The organism is Sphingomonas sp. Leaf231 (genome assembly GCF_001421995.1).
Lineage (GTDB): Bacteria > Pseudomonadota > Alphaproteobacteria > Sphingomonadales > Sphingomonadaceae > Sphingomonas.
Map to the genome: position 1 here is coordinate 1,134,876 of NZ_LMLS01000001.1, position 22,144 is coordinate 1,157,019.

Genomic DNA, 22,144 nt, shown 5'->3' on the forward strand with positions numbered 1-22,144 from the left:
CATAGGCGGCGTGCGAAAGGTGCCCCTCTCCGGCCAGCGCCATGCTCGACGGGGCGGCCCGTCTTTGGCTAAGGCACGGAGCATGTTGACACTGGATAACGAACAGGCCGCCGCCCGTCATTGGTTCGAGGAATTGCGTGACCTGATCTGCGCCGAGTTCGAGGCGATCGAGCGGGAGGCGGGATCATCGGCGCGATTCGACTATACCGCCTGGGACCGGATCGATCCCGCGGGCGGGCCGGGTGGCGGCGGGGTACGCGGCGTCATGAAGGGGCGCGTCTTCGAAAAGGTCGGGGTCAACGTCTCCACCGTCGGCGGCACGTTCGAGGGGGATTTCGCGCGCACCATCCATGGCGCCGGTGAGGACCCGCGCTTCTTTGCCACCGGCATCAGCCTGGTCGCGCACATGGCCAATCCGCACGTTCCGGCCGTGCACATGAACCAGCGCTTCCTCGTCACGACCAAGCGCTGGTTCGGCGGCGGCGCGGACCTTAATCCACCGCTGCCGGTCGCGGAGGATACCGAGGATTTCCACGCCACGCTGCGCCATGCCTGCGACGCGCATGACGCCACGCATTATCCGCGCTTCAGCAAATGGGCCGACGATTATTTCTATATCCCCCACCGTCAGGTGCACCGCGGCGTCGGCGGGATTTTCTACGATCACCTGGAGGGGGATTTCGCGGCGAACCTCGCCTTCACGCAAGACGTCGGCCGCGCATTCCTCGACACCTATCCGCGGATCGTTCGCCGTCGCATGACGATGCCGTTCACCGACGCCGACGTGGCGCAGCAGCGCGCGTGGCGCGGGCGCTACGCCGAATTCAACCTGGTCTACGATCGCGGTACGTTGTTCGGGCTGAAGACCGGCGGCAACATCGATGCCATCCTGATGAGCCTTCCGCCGCTCGCGACATGGGAATGAAGGCGGTGGGGCCGACAGCGCTTCCCGACGATCATGTCGGCACCATCGTCACGACGCTGGAGATGGCAGCGCGCCCCCGCCCGCGACCGATCCCGGACGCTACGTTGCGACTGACCCGCTGGGAACGGCCCGCGCCGGAGAAATATCGCGCGCTGTTCCGGCGCGTCGGCACGCGCTGGCTGTGGTATTCGCGACTGGTGATGGACGATGTCGCCCTGACCGCGATCGTCCACGACCCGCTGGTCGAGGTTTATGCCGCGGTCGATCGTGCCGGCATCGAGGTCGGCATGCTCGAACTCGATTTCCGCCGGCCGGGCGCGTGCGAGATCGGCTACTTCGCACTGGTTCCCGAACTCGCAGGTCGTGGGCTGGGGCGCTGGCTGATGGCGCAGGCGCTGCTGTTGGCCTGGCGTGGTCAGGTCGAGCGGGTATGGCTGCACACCTGCACGCTCGACCATCCCGGCGCGCTCGGCTTCTACCGTGCGCAGGGCTTCGTCGCGACGCGGCGGACGATCGAGACGTTCGTCGACCCCCGCACGATCGGCGTCCTGCCCGTGGACACCGCGCCTCAGGTACCCTTGCTGGCGCGCACCCGGTAAGCGACGACGCCCAGCAGCAGCGTCGCCAGCGCATAGACGGTCCCCACCCCCGCGATCAGCGCGTCGACCAGCGCCAGCGCCAGCGGATTGGTCGCGCCGCCGCGCAGCGTCTCGTCCGCCAGCAACAGCGGCGACACCGCGAACCATTGTCCAAGGAACAGGGCAACCAACGCGCCCGTCAGCGCGCGGTCCAGCCCCTTGGTCATCTTCCAGCTGAGCCGCAGCGCGGCGATCGGACGCAGCGCAGGGTGGCGGGCCATCGCCGGCACCGCGACGATCAATCGCGCCTGAAGGTACAGGCCGGGCAGCACCAGCATCCACAGCCCCAACGCCACCGGCACGGCGATCGCCATCGTCGCCACCGTGAACGCCACCAGCCGCACAATCGCCTGCCCCAGCGACTGCCCGATCGTCAGCCGGTCGGGCTCCAGCAGGAACAGCGCGATCGCAGCGATGCCATAGGTACCGATCACCTCGGCCAGCAGGAACCAGATGCCGTTGCCTTGACCCCACAGCGCGACGGCGTTCATCCACGCCTCCATCACCACCTCGTCGCGGGGCGCGGGTGGCAAGGGCGGCACCGGATCGCACAGCAGCAGCGCGGCGAAGGCGGGAAGGAACACGAACGTGCCGACGATCGGCAGCACCAGCGCCGCATCGCGCCGGAATAATCGCCAGACGACGGACAGAAGCCCTGCGAAACCGATCGTCATGTCAGCGATGCCGTCGGCTGGTCGTGCGTGACGGCGGTGACGTAGAAGCGGGCGTAGAACACGCTTTGCAGCACGGTAGCCCCGGCAGAGATCAACGTGGTGACCACGGCCACGACGAATTTGACACTCGCTACGGCGTCGCCGCCGAGCGCCAGCCGCGCCACGACCCCGACTACGGAGGTGGCGGCAAGCATCGTAACGGACGTGACCACGAAATACAGGATCAACACGCCGATGAGCCGAAGCGTGGCACCGCGCGTCAGGACCATGCTGCGCCGCAATGCGCCGAAGCCACGCCGCTCGTTCACGACCACGCCGAACAGCGGCACGATCCGCGCGCTGAACCACAGGCCCAGCACCGCCGCCAGCAACACCGCCAGACCGGCGCCCGCGGTATAGCCGCGCGCCGCCTGGCTGACGTCGATCGCGCCGGCAGCGGTCATCGTCGCGCCCGACAGTGCCAGAAGCATGCCAGCCGGGACGAACAGCAACGCCGCGGCCAGCACCAGTACGAGCAGCGCACCCAGCGCCGGCAACAGCCGTCGCGCCGCGATCCGCAGCGCCTGCGGTCGATCGACCGCCGGGTCGCTTGCGACCGCGGTCACCGCCAGCATGCCGAAGATCAGCAGGATCAGCGTCGCCAGCCGCACAAGCGACGTGAGCGGCGGCGCAACACCCGCGATCACAGCGCCCAGCACGCCGGGCAGGATCAGCGTCAGGGTCGCGAGGCCGGCCAGGATTTCTGCACGCCCACGCAGGACGTCGACCGTCTGATCCCAAACATCGCTGATCCTGACCGCGATCTTCACCTTGTCACCTCGATATCGCCTGCGGGTTCATGCGGTGCGGCCTACGGCGAGTCCCGTCGCTCGGCAATGGCCTCGGTGGAACGCGACTTGCCAAGTGGATGGAGCGACCGCATCTGGGCGGGGTGCAGACGAACAACGAAATGGGTACCGACGGGCCGGAAGGCATCGAATGGCGGGTCACCGCGGGGCTGACCGATTACGCGCAGGCGCTGGCGACGATGGAAGCACGGGCCGCGGCGGTGGCGGCCGGCGATGCGCGCGAACTGGTGTGGCTGCTCGAACACCCGCCGGTCTACACCGCGGGCACCAGTGCCGACCCCGACGAGCTGATCGATCCTCGTTTCCCGGTCGTTCCCGCGGGCCGCGGTGGGCGTTATACCTATCACGGGCCGGGGCAGCGGGTCGGGTATCTGGTGCTCGATCTCAACCGGCGCGGCCGCGATGTGCGCTGCTTCGTCCACGCGGTGGAGGGTTGGGTCATCGCCGCACTCGCGCGGATCGGCATCGTCGCCTTCCGTGCACCCGGCCGGATCGGGATCTGGACCCACGATGCTGCGGGGCGGGAGGCGAAGATCGGCGCGATTGGCATTCGCGTCCGCCGGTGGGTGACGCTGCATGGATTTTCGGTCAACCTCTCTCCCGACCTCGGACATTTCTCCGGCATCGTGCCGTGCGGGCTGGCGGAATTCCCGGTCACGAGCGCCGACGCCTTGGGGAAGATCGCGGATCACGCAACTTTCGACGCTGCTCTCGCGTTAACCGCCGACGCCTTTCTCGATAGCCTGATTTGTGCGGGTGAAAACGAGACTTGAGGGGCCGGTCATCTGTGATTAATGTCTACGTCGGTTTGGGTTAAAAAAACGACCGGTTGGTCGCCAAATCCACAGTCAAGGGAGCAATTTCATGCGTGCAGTCATCACCAAGGTCCTGAGCGGCTCGGTTCTTGCGGCGGCCGCTCTCGCGGTTTCGGCGTGTGGTTCGAAGACCGAGGGCACCGAGAACACCATGGTCACCGACATGAACGCCACCGAGGGCATGGACACCATGACCGACAACATGACCGCCGTCGACGGCGCCATGAACGGCGGGATGATGGCCAACGACACCATGATGAGCAACGACATGATGATGTCGAACATGGGTGGCATGTCGAACGCGATGTAATCTGCCGTACAGGCGATTGTATCCGAAAGGCCGTCCGGGCGACCGGGCGGCCTTTCTCTTTGTTTACGCGACCGTTACGGAGCGCCAACAAGTTCCGTGTTCCGCAACTCGTTTGCGCCGAACTGAATCCTTTGCACGCCAGATTACGCTTGGGTCGCACCATGAAGTTATCGTAAAGCGGTGGCGCGGCGTAGCCGTGTGCGAGGAGTGTTGGGGAATGCAGAAGGTGGGGTTCGCCGGGGCCGTGGCGGCACTGGCGGCAGGTGCGTTGATCGCAACGCCGGCGACGGCGCAGTTCTTCATGAAGAGCAAGGATCTGCGTGGAGAGCGCATTCGCGGTGACGAGACGGGTATCGGACAGATGCTGCCCGGCGCGACGGCGGACGAGCAGCGGGCGGCGGTCGTCTGGAACATGCGGGCGGCGTTGAATGTGGCGGCATTGCAATGCCAGTTCGAACCGTCGCTGCTGACGGTGCAGAATTACAACGCGATCCTGGCCGATCACAAGCAGGAGCTGGCGACCTCCTACACCGCGCTGACAAAGTATTTCGAGCGTATCGCCAAGACCAAGAAGGGCGGTCAAAACGCGCTCGACCAGTTCGGGACGCGTACTTATTCGGGCTTTGCCACGGTCGCGGCGCAATATGGTTTCTGCACCACCACCTCCAGCATCGGACGCGAGGCGCTGTATACGCCGCGCGGCGGGTTCGGCGACGTGGCGCTGTCCCGGATGCGCGAAGTACGCAACAGCCTGACGCCCTGGGGCGAGCAGCAGTTTCCGCGCATGGAAGTCTATCTGACGCCGGCATACCTGCCGCGCTTTGATAAGGCTTGCTGGAAGAAGGACGAGTTCGTCGTCAAGAAGTGCGGTCAACCGTTCGGCCAGGTCGCCTACGCCGCACGCTAGGACGAACCGACGCTTCTGCACACGAATGCTGCCCCGGACGCGATCCGGGGGGTATCAAATGCGACCGGGTCGATTTCTCGGCCGGGCAGTGCCGGCACAGCGATCCCGTTGAAAATCAGCGCCGGTCGAGCTTGCAAAGCCAGGCGTAGGTAGCAGCAACATCCGCTTCGTCGGCGCGCCGCTTGCACCGGCGACCCGATCACCGCAAGCCGAGCAGCTTGTGCGTCTGGAGCGACAGCCGCCAGCGCGGCCGCTCCATTACCGTCGCCATCGCCGCGGCGACGTTGGCCTCCCCCGCCGCATCGTCGAGCGGCTGGAGCAGGAAATGCACGAAATCCCAACCCTCGATCGCTACGATGTCGGTGCCCGGCTGCGGCCACACCAGCTTCAGCTCGTCGCCGCTGCGCTGCACCGTCTCGCTGCCCGCCTTGGGACTGATGCACACCCAGTCGATCCCCGGATGCACCGCAAGCGTGCCGTTACTCTCGATCGCAATCTCGAATCCGCCGTCGTGCAACGCATCGATCAGTGCATCGTCGACCTGCAACATCGGCTCGCCGCCGGTCAGCACTACGAAGCGTCGTGCATCGCCCAGCCCCCAGAAACCGATGACGGCGTCGACCAGTGCAGCCGCATCCGCAAAGCGCCCGCCCCCAACCCCGTCGGTGCCGACGAAATCGGTATCGCAGAAGCGGCAGATCGCGCGGGCGCGATCCTGCTCGCGCCCGGTCCACAGATTGCACCCCGCGAAGCGCACGAACACCGCCCGCCGACCCGCCTGCACGCCCTCACCCTGGAGCGTCAGGAACATCTCCTTGACCGCGTAGCTCATGTCACGACGTCGGCGGCACGACCGCATAGTCGGTCGGGTCGGGGATGCCGGCTTCGACGAAGCCCTTGTGGCGCAACCGGCAACTGTCGCACCCGCCACAGTGAAGCGCACCCGGCGCCGGATCGTAGCAGGACCAGCTCATTCCCATGTCCAGCCCCAGTCGCGCACCCTCGCGCACGATGTCGGCCTTGGTCATATGCTGGAGCGGCGCGCGAAACCGGAACGGTGCACCTTCGACACCGGCCTTGGTGGCGAGCTCCGCCATATTCTCGAACGCCGCGATGAACTCCGGCCGGCAATCGGGGTAGCCCGAATAATCCAGCGCATTCACCCCCAGGTAGATGTCGCGCGCGCCCGCCGCCTCTGCCCAGCCCAGCGCCAGGCTCATGAAGATCGTATTGCGCGCCGGGACATAGGTGACCGGGATCGTCGCCCCGACCCCGTCCTTGGGCACCGCGATCGCATCGTCGGTCAGCGCCGATCCACCGAACACCGACAGGTCGATCGGCAGCACGACGTGACGCACCGCGCCCAGCGCGCGCGCGACACGGCGCGCCGCGGCAAGTTCCACCTGATGTCGCTGGTTGTAGTCGATCGACAGCGCGAGCAGCGGATGCCCGGCCTCGCGGGCCAAAGCGGCGGACACCAGAGAGTCTAGCCCGCCCGAGACGAGCGCGACGACGGGAATGGGTTGGGTCATGATGGCTGGCGAGCTAGGCGCAGAGCGGCGCGAGCGCAACCGTCGGACGTTCGGCGACATGCGCAAAAAAGAACGGGTCGCCGTGGACGGCGACCCGCAGGGTGCCCTGGTCGGGCGGGGAGAGAGCATGCCGCCGAAACAGCATGCGATCCTTATGCCGCTGAATAGTAAACGAATCACTAAGCCTGCTGCCCGACGAAGAGCGGCAGCCGCTCACGCCGCGAGGTTAGCGGCCTGCATCGGGAACACCGTCGAACAGAAGGCGCAGTCGACCGAGATCATGCCGTCATCGTCCGCCATCTCCAGCCGCTGCTCGACCGGGAAGCGCGCCAGTACCGACCGGATATGATCCAGCGTACACCGGCATCCCTTTGCGATTGGTTGCCCGTCCAGCACGCGCACCTCGCGCTCCTCGTTGAACAGCCGCCACACCAACGTCTCCAGCGGCAGCGCGGCATCGGCGAGTTCGTCGGCACCCACTGTCTGGCCCAGCGCCTCGACATGCTCCCATTCGGGGTGGTCGAGCTTCGTATGCAGCCGCTCGCGCCCTTCTTCGCCTTCGGGCAAATGCTGGATCAACACCCCGCCCGCCACGCAGCGCCCGTCTGCATCCTTGCGCATGCCCGCGCGCACCAACGTCGGGATCTGCTCGGACTGGTAGAAATAGCTTTGCGCCGCCGCTGCCAGCGTATCGCCATCCAGCGGCACGATCCCCTGATATCGCTCGCCCGTGGACGCCAGGTCGAAGGTGATCGCCAGATAGCCCGCGCCGAACAGCGCGAACAACGTCGGCTCGGCCGGCGCAGCCGCCAGCCTCTCCGCATCATATTGAACGTAGCCGCGCACCTCGCCCCCGCGCCAGTCGCACACCAGGAGCGTGACGATGCCGTCCTGCGTCTGCGTCTGCATCGTCAGCTGCCCCGCCGGATCCTTCAGCGTCGACCCGATCAGCGCGGTTAGCGTCAGCGCCTCGGCCAGCAGCTTTTCGATGGCGGGGGGATAGGCGTGAGCCGAAAGGATCGCGTCCAGCGTCGGCCCCAGCCGCACCACGCGCCCGCGCGCGTGCCGCGCGGGGATCGTGAAGCCCAGCGCGCGGTCGATGTCGGTGTTCGGCACATCTGGATCGGTCATCATATCTTCCGTCACCCCGGCTCTGGGCCGGGGTCTCGGGCGGCAAATGCGCGCCGGGTGGTGAGAGAGCCCGGCGTCCGCCGGGGTGACGGTTATCTGGTTATCGCGGTCGCCCCGATCAACCGATTTGCCCGAGGCACCAGCGCAGCACCGACTTCTGCGCGTGCAGGCGGTTCTCCGCCTCCGCCCAGATCAGCGACTGCGCGCCGTCGATCACGTCCGGGGTCACCTCCTCGCCGCGGTGCGCGGGCAGGCAGTGGAGAAATTTGGCATCGGGCTTTGCTGCGGCCATCAATGCGGCATCGACCTGATAGGGCATCATCGCCGCCAGCTTGGTCTCGGCGTGCGACTGCCCCATCGAGATCCATGTATCGGTGATGACCACGTCCGCCCCGGCCACCGCCTCCCGCGGATCGGCCACGACCCGCGCCCGCCCGCCGCCGCGCGCCACGACGTCCTCGTCCGGCTGGAACCCCTGCGGGCAGGCAGCGACCACGTCGAAGTGCATCAGCCCCGCCGCCTCGACGATCGAAGCCAGCACGTTGTTGCCATCGCCCAGCCACGCGACTTTCAGCCCGGGCAGCGACGTGCCGCTCTCGATGATCGTCAACAGGTCGGCCATGATCTGGCACGGGTGCGACTCGTCGGTCAGACCGTTGATGACCGGCACGGTCGCGTAATGCGCCATCTCCTCGACCTTGGCATGGTCGTCGGTGCGGATCATGATCGCGTCGACGTAGCCGGACAGGACACGCGCCGTGTCCGCCACCGTTTCGCCGCGCCCGAGCTGCATCTGCCCGGCCTCCATCACGATCGACTGCCCGCCAAGCTGGCGGATCGCCATGTCGAAGCTGACGCGCGTCCGCGTGGAGTTTTTCTCGAAAATCATCGCCAGCACGTGGCCGGCCAGCGGCGCATCGGCATCGACGCGCCCTTTCGTCCAGCCGGCGCGCGCCTGCTTACGCGTCAGCGCATCGTCCAGCATCGCCGCGATCGCATCCGGCCCGGCATCGGTCAGGTTCAGGAAATGGCGCATTGTCTCTCCCCCGCTCCGCCATCGGCGGAGATCAGGCCATCAATCGTCGGCGACAGGCACGTACAGGCGCGCCGCTTCGCTCAGCTTCTCGACACATTCCGCGATGTGGCTGTCGTCGATCACCAGCGGCGGCAGGATGCGCACGACGTTCTCGCCCGCCGCTACCAGCAGCAACCCGTGGTGGTCGCGGCAATGCGCGACGAAGCGACGGCTGTCGCTCTTCAACTTCAACCCCTGCATCAACCCGTGCCCTCGCACCGAATCGAACAGCGCATCGTGATTGGGGATCAACTGCTCCAGCGAGGAACGCAGCCGTTCGCCCATCCGCGCGACCTGATCGAGGAAGCCGTCCTCCAGGATCACGTCCAGCACCGCCTCGCCCGCCGCCATCGCCAGCGGGTTCCCGCCATAGGTGGAGCCGTGCGTCCCGAACACCATGCCCTTGGCCGCCTCGGCGGTGGCAAGGCACGCACCCAGCGGGAAGCCGCCGCCGATGCCCTTGGCTGCCGCCATGATATCGGGCGTGATGCCGTACAGTTCGTGGGCGAAGAACTTGCCGGTACGGCCGTATCCCGCCTGCACCTCGTCCAGCACCAGCAGCAGGCCGTGCTCGTCGCAGGCCTTGCGCAGGCCGTGCAGGAACTCCTGCGTCGCCGGGCGGATACCGCCCTCGCCCTGGATCGGCTCGACCAGGAAGCCGGCGGTGTTGCCGTCGATCATCGCCAGCGCGCCGTCCAGATCGTTGAACTGCGCGTATCTGAATCCGGGCAGCAGCGGCTCGAACCCGTCACGCATCTTCGGCTGGTTGGTCGCCGAGATCGTCCCCAGCGTCCGGCCATGGAAGGCGGTGTCGAAGGTGATCAGATCGTGGCGCTCGGGATTGCCGTTGGCGAAATGGTAGCGGCGGGCGGTCTTGATCGCGCATTCCACCGCTTCCGCGCCCGAGTTGGTGAAGAACACCGTGTCGGCGAAAGTGGCGTCGACCAGTCGTTGCGCGAACTTCTCTCCCTGCGGGCTGCCATAAAGATTGCTCACGTGCATCAGCGTCGCGGCCTGATCCGCGATCGCCTTCACCAGCGCGGGATGCCCGTGGCCCAGCGCGTTGACCGCGATGCCGCTGGCGAAATCGAGGTAGCGTTCGCCGTTCTCGCCGTACAGGTACACGCCCTCTCCGCGCACCGGTCGCACGCCGCACCGCGGGTAGACGGGCATCAACGGCGGGATGGTTGCGTCAGGCGACACGGCGACCTTCTCCTTCACGAACGAACGAGGGCGGCCCGACAGGACCGCCCGGAGCCGCCTGATAAGGGCAAAGCGCGCGGCGAACAACACCGTGCGGGGCGGGTTTTAACCGTCGCGCCGCCTCGGGCCGGCGCCCACCCCCGCAAGTGCCGCCACAACCGCCAGCGCAAGCGAAAAGCACGTCGCACCCCATAGCGCATCGGTGCCCCATGCCGTGTACGTCACTGCACCGCCTGCTGCCCCCGCCATCAACCCGCTCCACAGCAGCAGGTACGGCAGCCAGCCGGCGCGCGGCGCGATGCCCATCAACGCACCCGCCAGCGACTGGCCCAGCCGCACCAGCGTGCCGGTCATATAGGTGATCGGAATGCCGACCGCGCCGCCGCGCTGGAACACCACGTTCAACGCGCCCATCGCCGCCGCCAGCAACACCGCGCCCGCCCCGTCGACCATCAGCAGCGCCGCCCAGGCGAGCAGCGCAGTGCACAGCAGGATCATCCCCGCCCCCGACCATCGCCCGAGCCGCGCCGCAAGGATCGCCGCGACCATCACGCCGGCAACGAAGCCGAGGATCAACGCGACCGGCAACGCCCACCGACCGCCGCGTTGCGCGACCTCGACCGCCAGCTGCGTCGAATTGCCGCTCATGAACGACACGAACAACCCGCCGATCCGCAGGAACCCGACCGCATCGACGAACCCAGCCAGCACCGCCATCGCGACGGCGAGCGCCCAGTCGGCACTACGCCCCGTCACGCGTCGATCGCCTCCTCGTCCAGCCGCGCCGCATTTTCCTGTATAAAGGCGAAGCGGTGCGCCGGGTTGGTGCCCATCAGCCGATCGACCAGATCCTTGACCACCGCGCGCTCCTCATACCCCTGCGGCAGGGTGATGCGGATCATGCTGCGCTTCGCCGGGTCCATCGTCGTCTCGCGCAACTGCGACGGATTCATCTCGCCGAGTCCCTTGAAGCGCGCGACCTCCACCTTCTTGCCCTTGAACGCCGTCCGCTCCAGCTCGGCGCGATGCGCATCGTCGCGCGCGTACAGGCTTTTGGTGCCCGCAGTCAGGCGATAGAGCGGCGGCTGCGCGAGATACAGATGCCCTTGCCGCACCAGTTCCGGCATCTCCTGAAAAAAGAACGTCATCAGCAACGTCGCGATATGCGCGCCGTCCACGTCGGCGTCGGTCATGATGACGATACGTTCGTAACGCAGCTGCTCGGGCCGGCAATCCTTGCGGGTGCCGCACCCCATCGCCAGCGTCAGGTCGGCGATTTCCTGATTGGCGAGAATTTTCGCGGAGGTCGCGGAGGCGACGTTCAGGATCTTGCCGCGGATCGGCAGGATCGCCTGCGTCTTGCGGTCGCGCGCCTGCTTCGCAGAGCCGCCCGCCGAATCACCCTCGACGATGAACAATTCGGTTCCGTCGGGGCTGTCGGCCGCGCAATCGGTCAGCTTGCCCGGCAACCGCAGCTTGCGGGCCGAGGTGGCGGTCTTGCGCTTCACGTCGCGCTCCGCCTTGCGCCGCAACCGCTCATCCATCCGCTCCAGCACATAGCCGAGCAGGGCCTTGCCGCGGTCCATGTTGTGGCCCAGCCAATGGTCGAAATGGTCTCGCATGGCCTTTTCGACCAGCCCCGCCGCCTCGGGCGAGGTCAACCGGTCTTTGGTCTGCGACTGGAATTGCGGCTCGCGGATGAAGACGCTCAGCATCAACTCGCTGCCGACCATCACGTCGTCGGCGGTCAGGTCCTTGCCGCGCTTGTTGCCGACCAGATCGGCGAACTGGCGCAGTCCCCGCACCAGCGCCTGACGCAGCCCCTGTTCGTGGGTGCCGCCGTCCGGGGTCGGGATCGTGTTGCAATACCAGCTATAGCTGCCCTCGCTCCACAACGGCCAGGCGACCGCCCATTCTACCTTGCCCTGGCCGTCGGCAAAATCCTGATGGCCGGCGAAGAACTCGGCGGTGGCGCATTCGCGCGCGCCGACCTGCTCCTTGAGGTGATCGGACAAACCACCGGGAAACTGGAACACCGCCTCGGCCGGGGTGTCGTCGCCGATCAGCGTCGCGGCGCATTTCCAGCGAATCTCGACGCCGGCGAACAGATACGCCTTCGATCGCGCCAGCTTGTAGAGGCGTGCAGGCTTGAACAGCAGCTCCGGCCCGAAGATCTCCGTATCGGGGACAAAGCTGACCGTGGTGCCGCGACGGTTGGGCGCCGCGCCGACGGTTTCCAGCGGCCCCATCGTCTTCCCGCGCGAGAAACGCTGACGATACAGCTGCCGGTCCCGCGCCACCTCGACCACCGTCTCGCTCGACAGCGCATTGACCACCGACACGCCCACGCCGTGCAGCCCGCCGGACGTGGCATAAGCTTTCCCGGAGAATTTGCCGCCGGAATGGAGCATCGACAGGATCACCTCCAGCGCCGACTTGTCAGGGAACTTCGGGTGCGGATCGACCGGCATCCCGCGCCCGTTGTCGACGATCGTCAGGCGGTTACCCGCCTCCAGCGTGATCTCGATCCGCGTGGCATGACCCGCCACCGCCTCGTCCATCGCATTGTCCAGCACCTCGGCGGCGAGATGGTGCAGCGCACGCTCATCGGTGCCGCCGACGTACATGCCGGGACGGCGGCGTACCGGCTCCAGCCCTTCCAGCACCTCGATCGACGATGCGTCGTAACTGGCGGCGGGAGCGGTGGCGGACGCGAAGAGATCGGACATGCCGGGTATATACGCTGGCGGCGACGCGCACGCCACCGGCGCGACAGCAACCCTTCGTCACGCAACCTAACGCAGGATACCTTTGTTGCCCGCGCGTGTACTCAGGGAGTTATTTGAATGAAGACGTACCTTCTGGCCGCCGCCGCCATGTTCGTGGCCGCCACGCCCGCCCTTGCGCAGGATGGCGCGGACAGCGATCCGTCGGTGACGACCGGCTTTTCCGGCATCTACGTCGGCGCATCCGGTGGCTATGACGTGCAACCCAACGACGGCGGATCGACGATCCTGTTCGACCGCAACCTCGACGGTCGCTTCGGCGACACCGTGCTGACCGGCACCGGTGCGAACGCCTTCGCACCCGGCTTCTGCGGCGGCGGCGCGCGCGCCGCGACCGGCCCACAGAACAATGGTCCGGGTTGCGGCAACGACAAGGACGGCTGGTCGTACAATGCACGCGTCGGCTTCGATCACCAGAGCGGCCCGATCGTGTACGGCGTGGTGGGCGAATTCGGCAAGACGCACATCAACGACCGCGTGACCGGCTTCTCCTCGACCCCGGCCAATTACGTGATGACGCGCGAGATCGGCTGGGAAGCCGCGGTGCGCGCGCGCGCCGGCTTCACGCCCAACGATTCGACGCTCTTCTACGGCACGTTCGGCCCGTCGCTGGCGAAGATCGACCGCGACTTCTCGTCGAGCCAAAGCACCAACACCTTCTCGCAGAGCGGCAAGCGCAACCAGTTCGGCTTCCAGGGCGGCGGCGGCATCGAGCAGCGGTTCGGCGACCACTTCTCGATCGGCATGGAATACGTGTACCACCAGTATCAGGACAACGATTTCCGCGTCCGGGCCGCCGGTCCCGCCGGCACGCCGTTCACCAACGCCACGAACGGCGGCACGGTGAGCGGCACGGACTTCCGTCGCTCGGACGACAAGTTCAACTGGCACAGCCTGCGCGCAACCGCGGCGTTCCGCTTCTGAGGTGAACGGCGGGTTCTGCGCCACAGCGGCGCGGAACCCGCTTGAGCCGAGCCGCGTGACGGATGACGGCACAGTCCCACCAGCGGCAACACGCGGGCACCGCGTCGTTTAACAAACCGACTAATCTAGGCCGGTCACGTCCGCTCGCACCGCGCTTGTCGCACGTCGGCAACCAGCCGCTCGCCCAGGTGCGGACGGTAAGCCAGCCACGAAGGGCGCGCATGACAGAAGGCGCATCGTACCGCCCGATTGCGTAGGAAACACGCCGCGAACCTCGGCATCCGCCGAAGCCCGCGCTCAAGACATCAACGCGCCCGCGGGCCGCCGAATGGCAGCGGTGCAGCGCGGCGATCGCGCCTGGGCAGTTGCGCCTGATACGCATGCCCGCAATGCGTGACGCAATACGGAAAGCCCGGGTTCACCTTGTCGCCGCAGAAATGGAAGTCCGGCTCGCCAGGGTGGCCGAGCGGCCATTTGCAGATACGGTCGTTCAGATCGAGCAGCGACGTCTTGTTCGCGAACTCGGGCGATGTCCGCGCAGGCACCAGCCGGCGCGGCGGCGCGGGGGCGATCGGCGGCTGCTGCTCGCCGGGCGACTGACGCACGAAGCCGCCCGGCCCGACGGAGCGCAGCACCGGCTGGCGCGGCTTTTCGGGCACGGGCGCTGCGGCGGTGTCCTCGCCGTCATCATCGTCGGCGTCGACCGTCTCGACAGCCGCGAACGGCGAATCGTCCTCTTCCTCCTCCTCGACCACCGGGGCGGGCGGCGGGGCCGGCGGGGGCGGGGGAGCGGCGACGATCACCGGCTTCGGGCGCGGCTCGGGTTTGGGCTCGGGGGCTCGGGCGACGACCGGCGGTGTCCCTCCCGCGGGAGCGGCGGCAGCTGCCTTTTCGGCGGCGGCGGCGCGCGCCTCTTCCTTGCTGACCACCGGCGACGGGCGCGATTGCAGGCCGAGGCGGTGCGCCTTGCCGATCACGGCATTGCGGCTCACCCCGCCCAACGCTTCGGCGATCTGGCTGGCGGTCTGGCCACCTTCCCACATCGTCTTGAGCGTATCGATGCGCTCCTCGGTCCAGGACATGATCGTCTTCCTCGTTCGCGTTCCGGTTGCGGGCGGCGGCAGCAGCGGGTACCCGCGTTTGCGATGAGCAGCCAACCCCCTATCGGACAAATTCCATCAGGCGTCAGGAACGCCCCCGGCGTCCCGGTCATCCGGAACGTGAACTGGGGCGGCCTGCAGACCCTCTATGTGAAGGAAGTGCGCCGTTTCTTCAAGGTGCAGCTCCAGACGATCTGGGCACCGGCGATCACCACGTTGATGTTCCTCGTGATCTTCACCGTCGCCAATGGCGCGCGCAATCCGGTTCGAGTCGGTGGCACCGACGTACCGTTCGCCGATTTCATCGCGCCGGGGCTGATCGTGATGGGGATGCTCAACAACGCCTTCGCCAATGCCAGCTTCTCGCTGCTGGTCGGCAAAATTCAGGGAACGATCGTCGATTACCTGCAACCCCCGCTGTCGACCGCCGAACTGCTGGCGGCATTGACAGGCGGCGCGGTGACGCGCGCCTTCTGCGTCGGGGCGACGGTATGGCTGGCGATGGCGCTGTGGCCCGGCGTCCATGTCGCGCCGCTTCACCTGTGGGCGATCCTGTGGTTCGGACTGCTCGGCGCGATCTTCCTCAGCCTGGCCGGAGTGCTGACCTCGATCTGGGCGGAGAAGTTCGACCATGCCGCAGCGGTCACCAATTTCGTCATTGCCCCACTGACGCTGCTCAGCGGCACTTTTTACTCGGTCGACAACCTCGCACCGGCATTTCGCGCATTCAGTCACGTGAACCCGTTCTTCTACGTCATTTCAGGTTTCCGTTACGGGTTCCTCGGCACCGCCGACTCGCCGATCGCGACGGGCAGCGCGGTGATCCTGGCGATCGACGTGGCGCTGGGGCTGCTATGCTACACGTTGCTGCGCCGCGGCTGGAAGCTGAAGAGCTGAGCGACCAGCTTCCTCCGGCGGAGCCGCGCGCCGCGCCCCCTGCCCCGCCGCTGGCGTGGATCATGCTGGCGATCGCCGGGCTGATCGCCGCCGCCCTACTCGCGCTGAAAGTGCGGGACGGCGGACCGCTCGGCTGGGACCGCGCGATCATCCTCGCGCTGCGCACCCCGGGCGACAATGCGCAGCCGATCGGTCCGGCATGGCTGCACGAAGTGATGGTCAACGTCACCGCATTGGGCAGCGGTACGGTGCTGACGATCGTGGTCGTCGCGATCGTCGGGCTATTCCTCGTGCAACGCCTGTGGCTTACCGCGGCGCTGGTCGCGGTGGCGACGCTGCTCGGCTCCGGCATCGCGGCGCAGGCCAAGTATTGGGTCGGCCGTCCGCGCCCCGATCTGGTCGATCATCTGGTGCAGGTCACCGGACTCAGCTTTCCCAGCGGCCATGCGACGAACAGCGCGATCGTCTACCTGACGCTGGCCGGACTCGTCGCTCAGGTCACGCGCGGGCGATCGACGCGCCTCTACGTGCTGGTGCTGGCGATGCTGCTGGCTGGCGCGATCGGGTGCAGCCGCGTTTATCTCGGCGTCCACTGGCCGTCCGACGTGCTGGCGGGCTGGTGCGCCGGCACCGGCTGGGCGGCCATGTGGTGGTGGATCGGCGCGGCGGTGCGGCAGCGACTGGCCGCCCGCCGCTCCCGATAACTTACGACGCGCGCTCGGCCAGCTGGCGCTCCCATGCCAGCGCGTCGCGGACGATTCCGTCCAGGTCGTCCCGCTGCGGCGTCCAGTCGATCGTGCGCAGGATCGCGGCATTATCCGCCACCAGCTCGGCCGGATCGCCCGCGCGCCGGCCCTGCAGCTTGCGATCGATCGTCAGGTTCGTGACCCGGTCGACCGCGTCCAGCACCTCCAGTACCGAGAAGCCGCGCCCGTAACCGCAATTGAGCACATGGCTCTCGCCCGGTTGCTCCACCAACAGTTTCAATGCCGCGACATGCGCGTCGGCCAGGTCGCTGACGTGGATGTAATCGCGCACGCCCGTCCCGTCGCGGGTGGCGAAATCGGTGCCGTACACGCCGACGCTTTCGCGCTTGCCCGTCGCCGCCTCGACCGCGATCTTGATCAGATGGGTCGCCCCCACGGTCGACTGTCCGCTGCGCCCCTGCGGGTCGGCACCCGCCACGTTGAAGTAGCGCAGGCAGCAATGATTCATCGGGTGCGCCGCCGATACGTCGCGCAACATGAACTCGGTCATCAGCTTCGACATACCGTAAGGATTGATCGGCACCTTGGGATCGCCCTCGGCGATCGGCACCTTGTCGGGCGTGCCATAAGTGGCGGCAGTGGACGAGAAGATGAAGTGCGGAACGCCCTCGGCCACCGCGCTTTCGATCAGCGTGCGCGTCGCGGCGGTGTTGTTGCGATAATATTTCAGCGGATCGCTGACCGATTCGGGCACCACGACCGATCCGGCGAAGTGCATGATCGCACGCACATCGTGATCGCGAATTACCTTGCGAACGCCGGAATCCTCCACCGCGATGTTCACGAACGCCGCGCGCCCGTCGACCGCCCAGTCGAAACCGGTGACCAGATTGTCGATCACGACGACCTCATAGCCGGCATCCAGCAGCGCCAGCACCGCATGGCTGCCGATATAGCCAGCGCCGCCCGTCACCATCACCTTGCCGTTCAACGTCGTCATGCCAGTCTCCCAGATGTTGCCGCCGCCTAGCCGCTTCCTACATGGGACGCAAAGGAGACGAACTTCATGACCGAATATGCGACACTTGCCGGAGGCTGCTTCTGGTGCACCGAGGCGGTGTTCAAGGACGTCATCGGCGTCGAAAGCGTCGAAAGCGGCTACATCGGCGGCCACGTCCCCAACCCCACCTACAAACAGGTGTGCGGTGGCGACACCGGCCATGCAGAGGCGATCCGGGTCGGGTTCGACCCCGAACAGCTGAGCTACGCCGACCTGCTCGACATCTTCTTCGCCACTCATGACCCGACGCAGCTCGACCGCCAGGGCAACGACGTCGGCACGCAATATCGCTCGGCGATCTTCCCCGAGACGGTGATGCAGGAGGAGCAGGCCAATCAGGCTATCGAGCGGGCACAGGAAACCGCCTCGGATCGGATCGTCACCACGATCGAGGAATATTCCCACTGGTACCCGGCCGAAGGCTATCACCAGGATTATTGGGACGGAGAGGGACAGCGCAATCCCTATTGCATGGCCGTGATCCCGCCAAAATTGCAGAAGCTGCGCAAGAGCTTCGCGGCGCGCAGCAAGGCGGTGACCGCCTAGGATCAGCGACGCCTCGTCCGATCGTCACCCCGGGACCGATCCGTGGTGACGAACGGGCGGCAGCACGAACACGCATGTCGGTCGTTGGCGACCGTCCGACGATCAACGATGCGCGGCGCGCCGTAACCGGTCGTTGATTGCCGCGCCGATACCCGCTTCGGGGACGGGCGCCACGGCGATGCGTGTACAGTCGCTTGCATCGGCCCGGTGCAGCGTGTCGAACAAGCGCGCCGCCGCCTCCACCGGATCGCCGCCCGCCGACAGGGTGTCGTCGCCCGTCACCGCGCCGAAGCCGATCAGCCACTCGCCCGCGCCGCCGGATACGGCGTCGAGCCTCAGCGGCTTTGCGGGGGCGTAATGCGTCGCCAATTGCCCCGGCGCGCTGACATGCGCGGTCGCACCAGCCATTACCGGCAGCACCTCCGCCAGCATTTCCGCGGTCACCGGCCCGGGGCGCAGGATCGTCCGCCCCGCCACGATCGTCGACTCCACCCCCTCGGTGGTCGCGCCGTCATCCAGGATCAATGGCACCGCCGCGCCCAGGCTGGCGGCGACATGTTCCGCACGCGTCGGGCTGATGCCGTTGCTCGCATTCGCCGATGGCGCGGCAAGCGGCGCAGCGGCCTCCGCCAGCAACGCCCGCATCGCGCGGTGCGCCGGCACGCGAACCGCAACGGTCGCCAGCCCGGCGGTCACCAGCGAGGCAATCCCTGCCCCCTCCCGCAACGGCAGCACCAGCGTCAGCGGCCCCGGCCAGAAGCGCGTCGACAGCACGCGCGCATCGTCGTCGAACACGGCGATCCGCTCCGCCGCGGCCAGATCGGTGACATGCACGATCAGCGGATTGAAATCCGGCCGCCCCTTTGCCGCATAGATGCGCGCCACCGCCGCCGAATCGCGCGCATCCGCCGCCAGCCCATAGACGGTCTCGGTCGGCACCGCGACGATACCGCCAGCCCGAATCATCGTGGCGGCTTCACGCAGGGCAGCCATGCCGTAGCGTCGAATGACGGGGGATTGAGCGTCCATTCCCAAGGGCTATAGCGGCTGCACAGGAGAGTGAGAAATGTCCTTCGCCTTCGCCGCCGCCACCGCCGACCAGCGCTTCGTCCTCGACCATGTCGTACGTCTGGACGAGATCGCCGCGACGGATCGCTTCGCCGCCGCCAGCCCGGACGTGATCGAGGCGGTACTGGACGGCGTCGCGCAATTCGCCGCGGGCGAATGGGCGCCGCTGCTGCGCGCCGGCGACACCGTCGGTGCGAAATGGACGCCCGGCGGCGTGGTCATGCCCGAAGGTTTTCGCGCCGCGTATCAGGCCTATGTCGCCGGCGGCTGGGGCACGATCGGCGTGGACGAACAATGGGGCGGACAGGGTCTGCCGTTCGTGGTGCAGGCCGCTGTACTGGAAACGCTCGGCACCGCCAACATGGGCTTCGCGCTCGCCCCCACGCTGACGGTCGGCGCGATCGAAGCGCTGGCGCACCACGGCTCGCCCGAACAGCAGGCTGCGTATCTGCCCAAGCTGGCGACCGGCGAATGGACCGGCACGATGAATTTGACCGAACCGCAGGCAGGCAGCGACGTCGGCGCGCTGCGCTCCACCGCCACTCCCATCAAGAAGGATGGGGCCGGTGACGGCACGTTCTCGATCAAGGGCACGAAGATCTTCATCAGCTTCGGCGATCACGACATGGCCGACAACATCGTCCATCTCGTGCTGGCGCGCACGCCGGACGCCCCCGCCGGTACGCGCGGCATCTCGTTGTTCCTGGTGCCCAAGGTGCGGCTGGACGGCACGCCCAACGACGTCCGCGTCGTGTCGATCGAACACAAGATGGGGCTGCACGCCTCACCGACCTGCATCCTGTCGTTCGGCGACCATGACGATTGCGTCGGCGAGCTGATCGGGCCCGAGTTCGGCGGCATCCGTGCGATGTTCACGATGATGAACAACGCGCGCCTCAACGTCGGACTGCAGGGCGTCCAGGTGGCCGAGGCCGCGACGCAGGCCGCCGCCTCCTACGCCCGCGACCGCGTACAGGGCGCGCGCGACGGCAAGGCGGCGGCGATCGTCGAACACGCCGACGTGCGCCGGATGCTGTTGCGGATGAAGGCGCAGACGATGGCCGCACGCGCGTTGGTCTATTACGCCTGCGGGCAGGTCGATCGCGCGACGCTGGGTGATCCCCGCGCGAGGGAACGGCTGGAGATCATGACTCCGCTGGCCAAGGCGCACGCCACCGATCTCGGCAACGAAGTCGCCAGCATCGGCGTGCAGGTGCACGGCGGCATGGGCTATATCGAGGAGACGGGCGCGGCGCAGTTCTTCCGCGATGCGCGCATCACCCCGATCTACGAAGGCACCAACGGCATCCAGGCCGCCGATCTGGTCGGGCGCAAGCTCGCGCTGTCCAACGGCGGCGCGTTCGCGGACCTGGTCGCCGACCTGCGCGCAGAGGCGCGGCACCCGGCGCTGGTGCGCCTTATCGACGCGTGCGAGCGGGTCGGCCGACGCTTGCAGGGCGCGAGTGCCGACGATCGGCAGGCAGCTAGCTATCCATTCATGACAATGCTGTCGGTCGCGGCCTGCGGATGGCTGATGGAGCGCCAGTCGCGCGTCCCGGCCGCGGAGGCGGTGAAGAAGGTGGCCGGCACCTTCTACCTCGATCAGATCGTGCCGGAGGCGCTGGGTCTGGAAGCCGCTGCGAACGCCGATGCATCGGTGCTGTACGCCTTGTCCGCGGAGGCGTTCTGAGTCGCTGCCCCTCATTCGTCGCGCAAAGGCAGCTCCCAGGATGAACCGCCAGTCCTTACCTCTTCATAGCGCAGCGTTGCCCCGGACTGATCCTGGCTCGGCGATCAGCCACCGCAAGTACCAGCGGGCTCGCGACTTGAAGGCCGCCGTGCCGGGTTCCCGGTACGACGGTGCTGGTCCAGCGTGCGGTGGCGAACGTCGATCCGCTTTCGATCGACCGGCTACGCTCGCGACAATGCGGATGCCCGCGCTCACCAGCGCGGCCGCCCCCTGTTCAGGGATGCACCGGCAAGCAGTGCCCTGACCCCGCACCGTCGCGCCAGACCGACCCGGGTTCCACCTTTACCGACCGCAGTGCAAGCGGCCGCCCCTCAGTCCCCTGACGGGCATCCGTTCACCGGCGCCGGCCCGGCGCCCTGGGGATACCAGCGCGCCACGCGGCGGTCCTGATCGTAATAACATACCGCCGGCGCACTGCCGTCGGGCTTCACCGTGACCGCCCAATTGTGCGGCCCGCAATTGTGCGGCTCGCACCCGAACGCCACCAGCTTGCCCTCGACCATGGCGATCGGGGTGGCGGTCACGTCGCTGCCCAGCACCAGATCGCGCACCACGACGTCCTTGACCACTTCGGCCACGCCGCTGCGCACCGCCGGATGCCGCAGGAAGCTCGGCCCTCCCGCCGCGGCTTCGGTCGGGTACGCACCGACGTAGCGCGACAGGTCGTCGGTCATCACCGCAGCAGGTGATGGGGAAGGAGTCGCTACAGGGGTCGGCGTCGGCACAGCCGTCGGCGCATCGTCGCGCTGCTGACAGGCGGCGAGCGCGAGCAGCGTGAGGACCGGAAAGAAGCGTCGGATGGTGCGGGTCAAAACGTCACGCCGTCTCACGTTCCAGCAACGTCGCTACGTCCAGCCCCAGCAGATCGATCCGCTCACAAATCCGCGGCCATTGCTGCGCGATGAAATCGGCGCGCTCCGCGGCGCGCAACCGGTCGACCGCCCCCGCGAGCACGAACATGCCCACACCGCGCCGGACCTCCACATAGCCGTCGTCCTGAAAGCTTTGATACGCCTTGGCGACCGTCAATGGATTGGCGCCATGCTCGGCGGCCAGCGCGCGTACCGAGGGAAGCTGATCGCCGGTCCCGAACTCACCACGCAGGATCGCCGCCGCAATCGTGCCGCGTAGCCGGAGGTACACCGGCGAGTCGTCGTTGCTGAGCACTGCCATGCTGCCTTAATACACCAACTGGGGCGTCTGTCGAGACTTCACCGCCTTTACGGCACCTTGCGAAACCGCAGTTTC

24 protein-coding genes are annotated in these 22,144 nt (G+C 67.2%); 10 read left to right on the forward strand and 14 right to left on the reverse strand.

Going from position 1 to position 22,144, the window contains the following annotated elements:
• The first annotated feature begins 82 nt into the window (after positions 1-82).
• Both hemF and ASE95_RS05320 read left to right on the forward strand, forming a co-directional pair.
• Positions 83-925: an oxygen-dependent coproporphyrinogen oxidase gene (gene hemF / locus ASE95_RS05315; protein ID WP_056632363.1), complete on the forward strand. Its 843-nt coding sequence runs from the start codon at positions 83-85 to the stop codon at positions 923-925.
• Positions 922-1,524 carry a GNAT family N-acetyltransferase gene (locus ASE95_RS05320; RefSeq protein ID WP_156347880.1) on the forward strand — a complete coding sequence of 201 codons (603 nt, stop codon included), beginning with the start codon at positions 922-924 and terminating at the stop codon, positions 1,522-1,524. The genes hemF and ASE95_RS05320 overlap by 4 nt, the downstream gene beginning before the upstream one ends.
• Here ASE95_RS05320 and ASE95_RS05325 read toward each other — a convergent pair.
• Both ASE95_RS05325 and ASE95_RS05330 read right to left on the reverse strand, forming a co-directional pair.
• Positions 1,494-2,237: a hypothetical protein gene (locus ASE95_RS05325; RefSeq protein WP_056632366.1), complete on the reverse strand. Its 744-nt coding sequence runs from the start codon at positions 2,235-2,237 to the stop codon at positions 1,494-1,496. The genes ASE95_RS05320 and ASE95_RS05325 overlap by 31 nt on opposite strands.
• The gene (locus tag ASE95_RS05330) at positions 2,234-3,046 is read right to left on the reverse strand and encodes a hypothetical protein (protein ID WP_056632369.1); all 813 of its coding nucleotides are present in this window, start codon (positions 3,044-3,046) and stop codon (positions 2,234-2,236) included. Before ASE95_RS05330 ends, ASE95_RS05325 begins: the two co-directional genes overlap by 4 nt.
• A 140-nt stretch (positions 3,047-3,186) precedes the next feature.
• Between ASE95_RS05330 and lipB the strand changes: the two genes are divergently transcribed.
• From lipB to ASE95_RS05345, 3 genes are all read left to right on the forward strand, one after another.
• Positions 3,187-3,858, forward strand: a complete 672-nt coding sequence (gene lipB / locus ASE95_RS05335) for a lipoyl(octanoyl) transferase LipB (RefSeq protein WP_056633293.1) — start codon at positions 3,187-3,189, stop codon at positions 3,856-3,858.
• 91 nt (positions 3,859-3,949) lie between these two features.
• On the forward strand, positions 3,950-4,210 hold the full coding sequence (locus ASE95_RS05340; protein ID WP_056632372.1) for a hypothetical protein: 261 nt from the start codon (positions 3,950-3,952) through the stop codon (positions 4,208-4,210).
• Positions 4,211-4,427: 217 nt separating this feature from the next.
• Positions 4,428-5,117: a hypothetical protein gene (locus ASE95_RS05345; protein WP_056632375.1), complete on the forward strand. Its 690-nt coding sequence runs from the start codon at positions 4,428-4,430 to the stop codon at positions 5,115-5,117.
• Positions 5,118-5,316: 199 nt separating this feature from the next.
• On the opposite strand, the gene queE is transcribed toward ASE95_RS05345, so the two are convergent.
• From queE to parE, 7 genes are all read right to left on the reverse strand, one after another.
• Positions 5,317-5,949: a 7-carboxy-7-deazaguanine synthase gene (gene queE, locus ASE95_RS05350; RefSeq protein ID WP_056632378.1), complete on the reverse strand. Its 633-nt coding sequence runs from the start codon at positions 5,947-5,949 to the stop codon at positions 5,317-5,319.
• Position 5,950: 1 nt separating this feature from the next.
• Positions 5,951-6,649, reverse strand: coding sequence for a 7-cyano-7-deazaguanine synthase QueC (gene queC / locus ASE95_RS05355; RefSeq protein ID WP_056632381.1), 699 nt, complete (start codon positions 6,647-6,649; stop codon positions 5,951-5,953).
• 213 nt (positions 6,650-6,862) lie between these two features.
• Positions 6,863-7,780 (reverse strand): Hsp33 family molecular chaperone HslO, encoded by a 918-nt coding sequence (gene hslO, locus ASE95_RS05360; RefSeq protein WP_056633296.1) that lies wholly within the window; start codon positions 7,778-7,780, stop codon positions 6,863-6,865.
• A gap of 118 nt (positions 7,781-7,898) precedes the next feature.
• On the reverse strand, positions 7,899-8,816 hold the full coding sequence (gene argF / locus ASE95_RS05365) for an ornithine carbamoyltransferase (RefSeq protein ID WP_056632384.1): 918 nt from the start codon (positions 8,814-8,816) through the stop codon (positions 7,899-7,901).
• A 39-nt stretch (positions 8,817-8,855) separates the two neighbouring features.
• Positions 8,856-10,058, reverse strand: a complete 1,203-nt coding sequence (locus ASE95_RS05370) for an aspartate aminotransferase family protein (RefSeq protein ID WP_268795800.1) — start codon at positions 10,056-10,058, stop codon at positions 8,856-8,858.
• 105 nt (positions 10,059-10,163) lie between these two features.
• Entirely contained in the window at positions 10,164-10,814 is a 651-nt protein-coding gene (locus tag ASE95_RS05375; RefSeq protein ID WP_235528194.1) for a YoaK family protein, read from the reverse strand.
• On the reverse strand, positions 10,811-12,787 hold the full coding sequence (parE, locus tag ASE95_RS05380; protein ID WP_056632387.1) for a DNA topoisomerase IV subunit B: 1,977 nt from the start codon (positions 12,785-12,787) through the stop codon (positions 10,811-10,813). The genes ASE95_RS05375 and parE overlap by 4 nt, the downstream gene beginning before the upstream one ends.
• A 117-nt stretch (positions 12,788-12,904) precedes the next feature.
• Between parE and ASE95_RS05385 the strand changes: the two genes are divergently transcribed.
• Positions 12,905-13,768, forward strand: a complete 864-nt coding sequence (locus ASE95_RS05385; protein ID WP_056632390.1) for an outer membrane protein — start codon at positions 12,905-12,907, stop codon at positions 13,766-13,768.
• A gap of 305 nt (positions 13,769-14,073) precedes the next feature.
• Here ASE95_RS05385 and ASE95_RS05390 read toward each other — a convergent pair whose 3' ends face one another.
• Positions 14,074-14,850 carry a GcrA family cell cycle regulator gene (locus ASE95_RS05390; RefSeq protein WP_056632396.1) on the reverse strand — a complete coding sequence of 259 codons (777 nt, stop codon included), beginning with the start codon at positions 14,848-14,850 and terminating at the stop codon, positions 14,074-14,076.
• Between the two features lie 63 nt (positions 14,851-14,913).
• Here ASE95_RS05390 and ASE95_RS05395 point away from each other — a divergent pair, with 63 nt between their 5' ends.
• Positions 14,914-15,765 (forward strand): ABC transporter permease, encoded by an 852-nt coding sequence (locus ASE95_RS05395; RefSeq protein WP_056632399.1) that lies wholly within the window; start codon positions 14,914-14,916, stop codon positions 15,763-15,765.
• Positions 15,723-16,469, forward strand: coding sequence for a phosphatase PAP2 family protein (locus tag ASE95_RS05400; protein ID WP_235528195.1), 747 nt, complete (start codon positions 15,723-15,725; stop codon positions 16,467-16,469). Before ASE95_RS05395 ends, ASE95_RS05400 begins: the two co-directional genes overlap by 43 nt.
• A 1-nt stretch (position 16,470) precedes the next feature.
• Here ASE95_RS05400 and galE read toward each other — a convergent pair whose 3' ends face one another.
• Positions 16,471-17,472 carry a UDP-glucose 4-epimerase GalE gene (gene galE / locus ASE95_RS05405; RefSeq protein WP_056632402.1) on the reverse strand — a complete coding sequence of 334 codons (1,002 nt, stop codon included), beginning with the start codon at positions 17,470-17,472 and terminating at the stop codon, positions 16,471-16,473.
• 66 nt (positions 17,473-17,538) lie between these two features.
• On the opposite strand from galE, the gene msrA reads away from it, so the two are divergent.
• Positions 17,539-18,078, forward strand: a complete 540-nt coding sequence (msrA, locus tag ASE95_RS05410; RefSeq protein WP_056632406.1) for a peptide-methionine (S)-S-oxide reductase MsrA — start codon at positions 17,539-17,541, stop codon at positions 18,076-18,078.
• Between the two features lie 102 nt (positions 18,079-18,180).
• Here msrA and ASE95_RS05415 read toward each other — a convergent pair whose 3' ends face one another.
• Complete coding sequence (locus tag ASE95_RS05415) at positions 18,181-19,071, reverse strand: L-threonylcarbamoyladenylate synthase (protein WP_056632408.1); 891 nt, start codon at positions 19,069-19,071, stop codon at positions 18,181-18,183.
• A 73-nt stretch (positions 19,072-19,144) separates the two neighbouring features.
• On the opposite strand from ASE95_RS05415, the gene ASE95_RS05420 reads away from it, so the two are divergent.
• Positions 19,145-20,836 carry an acyl-CoA dehydrogenase gene (locus ASE95_RS05420; RefSeq protein ID WP_056632411.1) on the forward strand — a complete coding sequence of 564 codons (1,692 nt, stop codon included), beginning with the start codon at positions 19,145-19,147 and terminating at the stop codon, positions 20,834-20,836.
• Between the two features lie 371 nt (positions 20,837-21,207).
• On the opposite strand, the gene ASE95_RS05425 is transcribed toward ASE95_RS05420, so the two are convergent.
• Positions 21,208-21,708 (reverse strand): hypothetical protein, encoded by a 501-nt coding sequence (locus tag ASE95_RS05425; RefSeq protein WP_156347881.1) that lies wholly within the window; start codon positions 21,706-21,708, stop codon positions 21,208-21,210.
• Between the two features lie 4 nt (positions 21,709-21,712).
• On the reverse strand, positions 21,713-22,069 hold the full coding sequence (locus ASE95_RS05430; RefSeq protein WP_056632417.1) for a GntR family transcriptional regulator: 357 nt from the start codon (positions 22,067-22,069) through the stop codon (positions 21,713-21,715).
• Between the last annotated feature and the right edge of the window lie 75 nt (positions 22,070-22,144).